Origin of the sequence: Chachezhania antarctica, assembly GCF_003646465.1 — a bacterium.
Classification (GTDB): domain Bacteria; phylum Pseudomonadota; class Alphaproteobacteria; order Rhodobacterales; family Rhodobacteraceae; genus Chachezhania; species Chachezhania antarctica.
The window spans coordinates 411,654-419,688 of sequence record NZ_QZEX01000003.1 but is presented as its reverse complement, the minus strand read 5'-3'; the positions used below and the strand labels follow the sequence as shown (position 1 = coordinate 419,688).

General features: G+C 68.8%; 1 protein-coding gene. It reads left to right on the top strand.

The window, feature by feature from the left end:
• Positions 1-376: 376 nt before the first annotated feature.
• Positions 377-8,032 carry an autotransporter outer membrane beta-barrel domain-containing protein gene (locus tag D4754_RS09015; protein ID WP_163025856.1) on the top strand — a complete coding sequence of 2,552 codons (7,656 nt, stop codon included), beginning with the start codon at positions 377-379 and terminating at the stop codon, positions 8,030-8,032.
• Positions 8,033-8,035 lie beyond the last annotated feature (3 nt).

Genomic DNA, 8,035 nt, shown 5'->3' with positions numbered 1-8,035 from the left:
CACATGCGTGCAGCGATGCCCCACGTGGTATCAACCAGACTGCGAAGAGAAGCGTGACCCGGATGAGTGACAGAGATCCCAAACAACAAGGAAAACGAGCTTGACCAAAACGCCCAATTAGAGAAGCTGTCATTTCGCTTTGCCGGATCAATCACGTCGCGAAAAACGCTTTGCTTCGAAGGCCCTGTTACCGAATGCCGGATCCTGGCACGATAACTCCGGCACGGGCTTCGAATAGAAAACACAAGGCTTTTTATTCAATTCCATTATGCTATTCCGTCTAGATCAAGTCTTTTTCGGCAAAGATGAGGGTGAGGCGGTGGAGAATATTCGAGGCCAATCCGACCTGTTCCTTTTGGCTGTGTCAGACCGGCGAATGCCTGCGCGCAGGGCCGGAAAGCTCGGCGCCGTTTCACTGACAGCTTTGTGCGGGGCGCTTGCCGCCGGTCCGGGCTGGGCGACGTGCACCCAGTCGGGATCGCTGGGCCGGACGTGTTCCGGGCAGATCGGCGCGACCGATTTCACGCTGACCGACACGACATCCGACCAGACAGCCAAACTCACCTTCGAAAACGCGACCAATGGCGGTGCGACGGGCCCGTCCTCGGGGTCCACGGCGGCATGGAATTTCAGTGTCGGCGCACCCGAATACAGCCAGGCACCGGCGGCGGCGCAGCTGAACGTGAACCTGTCGGACGGCTTCAGCGTGTCCTCGTCCGTCGCACAGGGGATCCTGGTGACGGCGACGGGCAGCAAGGGCAAGACACACGACGAGGACAAGGGCACCGGCGACAAGCACGCCGATGACGGTGGCGCGGGCGGCACCGGCGGTGTCGTCACGGCGACGGTTTCCGGGGTGGACGTTTCGGGCCTGAAGGGCGGCGCGGCCATTGTCAGCGCCGGAGGCGACGGTGGTTACGGCGCCGAAGGCTATTCGACCGGGTTCGGTGACGGCCATGGCGGAGACGGCGGCGCTGGCGGATCCGGGGGCGCGGTGTCGGCCACTTTCACGGACGTGAAGGCCAGCGGATTGCCAGCGATCAGTGCCGTCAGCCTTGGCGGTAACGCCAATGAAGGCGGCGAGGGCAAGTCCTTCGATTACACCGGACATGGTGGTGTGGGCGGTGTCGGCGGTGCGGGCGGATCGGTCGCGCTGTCGCTGAACTCTGTCTCGGCGGACACGGCTGTCGTGGCCCTGTCGCAGGGCGGCGGCGGCGGGCATGGCGGCGAAGGCAAGGACAATGGCAACGGCAACGGCAAGGGCGGCGCCGGCGGTGTTGGCGGCGCGGGCGGAACGGTCGAGATCACCAACGCGACCGGCGGCAGCCCGACCGGGCTTCAGATCGACACGACGAAATCACCGGGCCTTCTGGCCGATAGTATCGCCGGGGATGGCGGACATGGCGGCGACGGGGACGTCGCGCTCGGTCTGGGGAATTCCACCGGCGGCGACGGCGGGCAGGGCGGCACCGCTGGATCGGTGACGGTGTCTATCGCCCAGCCGGGCACTGGTGGCGTGAGCATCACCACCGACGGGACGCGCGCGCCCGGCTTGTTCGCGCGCAGCTATGGCGGTGCCGGTGGCAAAGGCGGCACGGCCGACTCCTCGTCCGCGACGGGTGGGGCCGGAGCAGGCTCCGGGCCCAGCGGGTCTGTGACCGTCGACTATGCCGGCGACATCCACACGCAAGGCGCCGGGTCGGACGGCATCATGGCGCAGGCGGTTGGCGGGTTCAGCGGCGACGGCGGCTCGGCATCCGGCATCGTGGCCTATGGCGCCAGCGTCGAAAGCGCGGGTGATGGCGGCGCGGTTTCGGTGACCTATTCCGGGACGGAAGATACCTCGATCCAGACCGATGCCGATGATTCCGACGCGATCTATGCCCAGAGCCAGGGCGGCGGCGGCGGCAAGGCCTCCAGCACGCAGGGCCTTGTGGCCTTGTCCGGGGATTCCGATGGCGGCTCTGGCGGCAATGGCGGCAAGGTGAGTGTCGACGTGTCCGGTGTCATCCAGACATCGGGCGAGCGGAGCCGGGGCGTGGCCGCCCAGTCGATCGGCGGCACCGGCGGCGACGGGGGCGATGCACGCGGCTTCGTTTCCATCGGCGGCACCGGGTCCGGCGGCGGCAAGGGGGGCGCGGTCACCGTCAGCAGCACGGCCGGGATCACCACAGCGGGCGCGGATGCGACGGGTATCTTCGCGCAGTCGGTCGGCGGTGGCGGCGGGGCGGCCAGTTCGACGGCCGGGCTTGTCGCCATCGGCGGCACGGGCGGGTCCGGCTCGACCGGCGGAAATGTCCAGGTCAGCGCCAATGGCGACGTGGCGACCGCAGGCACAGGGGCCGACGGGATCGTCGCGCAAAGCATCGGCGGGTCGGGCGGGCACGGATCGAACGCCGTTGGCATCGGCGTGGGATTTTCGCTGGCGATCTCGGGCAATGGAGGCACCGGGAACGATGGCGGCACGTCCAGCGTGACGACACAATCCGCAACGCGCGTGACGACGAAGGGCGACAACGCCCGCGGCATCGCGCTGTCCAGCATCGGCGGTGGCGGCGGATCGGCCGGAAACGCCCTGTCGGTGTCGGCGAATGCCGGGCCCGACATCGCGGTGGCCATCGGCGGCTCGGGCGGCGCGGCCGGTGACGGGGGCGACGTCAGCGGCACCTTTGCCGGCGCGATCACGACCGCGGGCAGCAACGCGACCGGCCTGTCGGCGATCAGTGTCGGCGGGTCGGGCGGGTCGGCCGCCACGACCCTGTCGACGGCCGTGGGCTTCGCGACACTGGGGGTTTCGGTCGGCGGTGACGGCTCCGGCGGCGGCGACGGCGGGTCCGTGGATCTTTGCCGGGGCGGCACCAGCTCTTCGAACGGCTGTGTTTTCCAGGGTGCCAGCGGGGCCATCGCCACGGGCGGCGACGGGGCCGCGGGGATACTGGCGGCATCGGTCGGCGGCGGTGGCGGCCAGTCGGGCACGACGGTTTCGTCCAACACCGGCGCCGGGGTGAACCTTGCCATCGGGGGCTCCGGCGGCGCGGGCGGCACCGGGGACAGCGTCGGCGTCCATTCGGCCGGCGGCATCGCCACGACCGGGAAGGCGTCGCCCGGGCTTGTCGCCACCAGCGTCGGCGGGTCCGGCGGGGTGGCGCATATCGTCGGGGCCGTGGGCACCATCGGCGGCGCCAACCTGAACGTCGCGGTTGGCGGCGCAGGCGGGACGGCCGGCGGGAGCGGCAAGGTTTCGGTCACGTCGACCGACACGATTTCAACCGGCGGAAAGCTTTCACCCGGGATCCAGGCGATCAGCCAGGCCGGCAGCGGCGGCAGCGGCTCCGCGGTGCTGTCGGCGCAGGGCATTTCCGGCGCGTCGGCCAATATCGGGATTGGCAGCGCAGGCGGCAGCGGCGGCAAGGCCGGCGCGGTCGCCGTCGATTGGACCGGCGCCACGCTGACGACGAGCAACGCCCAGTCGCCCGGCATCGTCGCGATCAGCGGTGGTGGATCGGGCGGCGTGGGCGGCTTCACGATGGGCGGGCAGGGGCTGGGCTTGGGTTCGGTCGATGTCGATGTGGGCGCGAAAGGCGGCAAAGGCGGCACGGCCGGTGACGTTTCGGTCACCGCCTCGGGCGCAATCAAGACCTCGGGCTTCCAGTCGGACGGGATTTCCGCCATCAGCCAGGGTGGCAATGGCGGGCGCGGCAGCGGGGCCATCACGGTGGCCGGCATCTCCCAGGCCTCGGCCACCGTCAGCCTTGGCGGCGGCGGCGGGTCGGGCGGCCAGGCCGGCGACGTCACCGTGACCGGGAACAGCGGCGCGGCGATCACGACCGCGGGCGCCAATGCGGCCGGCATCCGGGCGCTGAGCCTTGGCGGCAAGGGCGGTCAGGGCGGTTTCGCGGTCGAAGCGGGCATGAATCTCGATCCGGGCGATGGCTACCCGCAGGGCGATGCCTCGCTTTCGATTGGCGGAGACGGCGGTGGCGGCGGCAGTGCCGGGATCGTCACGATCCAGAACAAGGCCGCGATCACCACCGGCGATTTCAACAGCGCCGCGATCCAGGCGCAATCCATCGGCGGATCCGGTGGCGCGGGTGGCATGGCGGCCTCGGGCACGCTGAACGTGGGCCCGAACGCCGATATCGATGTCGCGGTGGTGCTGGGCGGCAGCGGCGGCAGCGGCGGCACGGCCGGGGCGACCACGGTTACCAACAGCGGCGTTCTGGCCACGACCTATGCCAATTCCGACGGCATCCAGGCGCAGTCCATCGGCGGATCCGGCGGGGCGGGCGGGCTGACCTACAACGTGCTGGGCAACCTGCTTGCGGGTGGACATTTCAACACCAAGCTCGACACGACGATCGGGGGCGCGGGCGGTGGCAGCGGCACCGGCGGCGATGTGTCCGTGACCAACAGCGCCGGGATCACCACCGCGGGGACCAGTTCGTCGGCCATCTATGCGCAATCTGTCGGCGGGAACGGCGGCAAGGGCGGGTTTGGTGGCACGGGCATCTACAACCTCGCCTCCAACACCGGGGAAGACGATACCTCTGTCGGTGTCGATATCGGGATCACGGTCGGCGGCGGCGGCGGGGCTTCGGCCAAGGGTGGCGATGTCACCGTCGACAACCAGTCCGGCGGCGCGATCAAGACGTCCGGCGCCGGGGCCCACGGGATCTTCGCCCAGTCGGTTGGCGGCAACGGTGGCGACGGCGGGCTGGCCTCGAATTACTCCGGGACCGTGGCGGGTTCGTGCGGGCCTGTGGACGAGGTCGGCTTGTTGTCCTGCAAGAATGACGACGGCGACACGACGACCGTCGAGCTAACGCTGGACCTGGCCCTTGGCGGCAAGGGCGAGACGGGCGCGGATGCGGGCACCGTCAAGGTCACGAACGATGCTGCAGTCGCGACATCGGGCGACGTGGCGCACGGTATCTTCGCGCAATCGGTCGGCGGTGGCGGTGGGACAGGCGGCGCCACGGCGACCACGTCGAGCGCCTTCTACACGCGGCAATCCGGCAACAACAACGATACGGTCACCTCCAAGCTGGGATCGAAGACGACGCTTTCGGACCTGGGCGAAGGTCTGGGCGGGGCCACGATCCTGATCGGCGGATCGGGCAATGCCGGCGGAGACGGGGCCGCGACGACGGTGACCAACAGCGGCGCGGTTTCCACGACGGGCGTCAACGCCTACGGCATCTTCGCGCAATCCGTCGGTGGCGGCGGCGGATCCGGGGGCGAAGGCAACAGCTCGAAGAGCGACTATACAGTGGCAATCGGCGGGTCGGGCCGGGCCGCCGGTATCGGCGGCGACGTGACGATCACCAACAGCGGTGCGGTCACGACCGCGGGCTATGCCAGCGCTGCCCTGTTCGCCCAGTCCATCGGCGGGGGTGGCGGGAATACCGGCGGCAAGACGAACCGATCCGCGCTCTACCAGGCCGAGGTGACGCTTGGCGGATTGAATTCCACATCGGATTCCAACAGCGTTGCGGGGGGCGATGTCGCCGTCACGTCGAAGACCGGCACGATCCGCACCGGGGCCGAACAATCGCCGGGTATCTTCGCGCAATCCGTCGGCGGCGGAGGCGGCACGCTGTTCGGCAGCCTTGGCGTTGCCTCCGACGGCGACCCGGCCGTGGTCGTGAATGGAGGCGAAAGCATCGACGGGAATGGCGGCGCTGTCACGGTCAACAGTCAGTCCGACATCTACACCGGCCCGCAGACGGCAGGGACGCTGAACGCGGCCTCGATGGGTATCTTCGCGCAATCGGTCGGGGGCGGCGGCGGTTATGGCGGGTCCATGTTGCTGAGCGACAAGAGCCGGATCGGCAGCACCGCCTACAACTCGACAGAAGCCACGGCCCATGGCGGCCCGGTCACCGTCACGGCCAGCGGCATAATTTCGACCAAGGGCGACAACTCGGTCGGGATCTTTGCGCAATCGGTCGGCGGCGGCGGCGGCGTGCTGGGCACGCTCGACGATGCCTCGACCGAAGGCGCGGTGGTGGGCAGTTTCGGCGGCATGGGCACTGCCGGGACGGTCAGCGTTACCTATGGCGGCAAGATGACCACGACAGGCGACGGCGCGACGGGCATCTTCGCCCAGTATGCCGGGGGCACCCAGGACGGGACGGAAGGCACGGGAACCACCGTCGATGTATCGGTCACCGGCAGCATCGCCGTTGCGGGTGCAGGCGCCCATGGCATCCACGTGGAAAACAGCGGAAAGGGGGCCGGGGCGGTCAGGATCTCGGTGGCCGAAGGCGCGACGGTGCAGGGGGGCGATGGTGTCTACCACGAAAGCGATAAGTCGGCCGGTGTCCTTGTGCACAGCACGCAGGACGGAACGCTGGAAAACGCCGGGACGATCGGCGCCAAAAGCGGCATCGCGATCCATAATTCGAACATCGACAGCACGTTGACGATCACCAATACCGGCACGATCAACGGTCAGGTGATCGGGCCCGTCGCGCAATCATCCTCGTCATCGGCAGCCGCTGCGGCACCCTACCGCCCGGCGCCTATCCGGCTCGACAACCTCGCCGGCGGCACCCTGAACGCCGGAAAGCGGGTCGAGGCGCGGCGCCTGCGGAACTGGGGCGCGTTTTATGTCGGCACGGCGAACAAGATCGGTGGAACACGGATCGCCGGGGATTTCCGGCATCGCGCAGGCGTCCTCCATTTCGATCTCGACATGGCGCGCCGCAAGGGCGATCTGCTGTCGGTGGGCGGGAACGCCACGATAGACGGGGTGGTGAAGGTCAACCTCGCCCGGATCGGCACGCTGCCCACGGGCAAGCAGAGCCTGACGATCATGTCGGCCGACGGCGGGATCGACGGGTCGGATCTGAAGGTGGTGCCCTCCGTCGTGGCACAATACCGGCTTCGCCAGTCCAGCGCGTCCGAGATCGCCCTGAACTACGAGGTCGACTTTGCCAATGACAGCCTGCTGTCCGGCGTGACGGAAAACCAGGGGGCGCTCAGCGCCTATTTCGACCGGGTGTACCGGGCGGGCGCGCTGGACGTCGATCTGGCGGAACAGCTTATCGACGTTTCCCTGCCTGAAATCTACGGCGCGACGATGAACGCGCTTGGCCCGGAACTGGCGACAAGCAACGAGATCGCGCGCCTGTCGGGCACGTTGCGGTTCGCCGACAGCCTGTTCAGTTGCCCGGACGAAGGCGCGGCCCGGATCTGGGCCGAAGACGGGGAATGCGCGTATCTGACCTTCGGGGCCAACCGGTTCAGCCGCGACGCCAGCGATGGCGCATCGGGCTTCGATCAGACCGGTACGCGGATCGCGGCGGGCGGTCAGGCGCTGATGGACAATGGCCTGGCCTTGGGCGGCTCGCTGGCCTACGAGTTCAGCAACCTGACCACCGACGCCGGCGGGTCCAGCGACGGCGGCACCGCGATGGCCGGCCTGTCCCTGAAACGGTTCACCGGCAACTGGGAACTCGGCGCCGCGGCGCATCTTGGCCGGGGCAGCTTCGACAACACCCGGACGCTGGGCGCGGCCACCGCCAGCGGCACGCAGGGCCAGTGGGTCTACGGCGCGCAGCTGCGCGCGGGCTATGCCATCGACCACGGCGCATGGTTCGTGAAGCCCCGGCTGGACCTTGGCGTCACCCGTTTCGCGGCAAGCTCGTACACGGAAACCGGCACGGGCGGCATCCCGCTGTCGGTCGATCTCCAGGACGAAACGCTGTTCTACCTGCGCCCTGCAGTGGAATTCGGCGGCGTGTTCGACATGGCGGGCGGCGGGCAGATCCGGCCCAACGTCACGCTGATGATGACGCAGTTCCTGGGCGATACCAGCTTCGGCGCGACGGCCCGGCTGGCAGGTGCGCCCGCATCGGTCGCACCGTTCGACTGGGTGTCGGACTTCGACCGGACCCAGTACGATCTGGCCGCCGGGATCACGATCGTCACCGATGGCGGGTCGATGTTCGACCTGTCCGGGTTCGGACACATGTCGGACAACGAAACCGATTTTGGCGGACGGGTCCGCTGGGTCATCCCGTTCTGACGG

Coding starts and splice junctions, on each gene's coding strand:
- D4754_RS09015 (WP_163025856.1), top strand. CDS start 377: ATGCCTGCGCGCAGGGCCGGAAAGCTCGGCGCCGTTTCACTGACAGCT.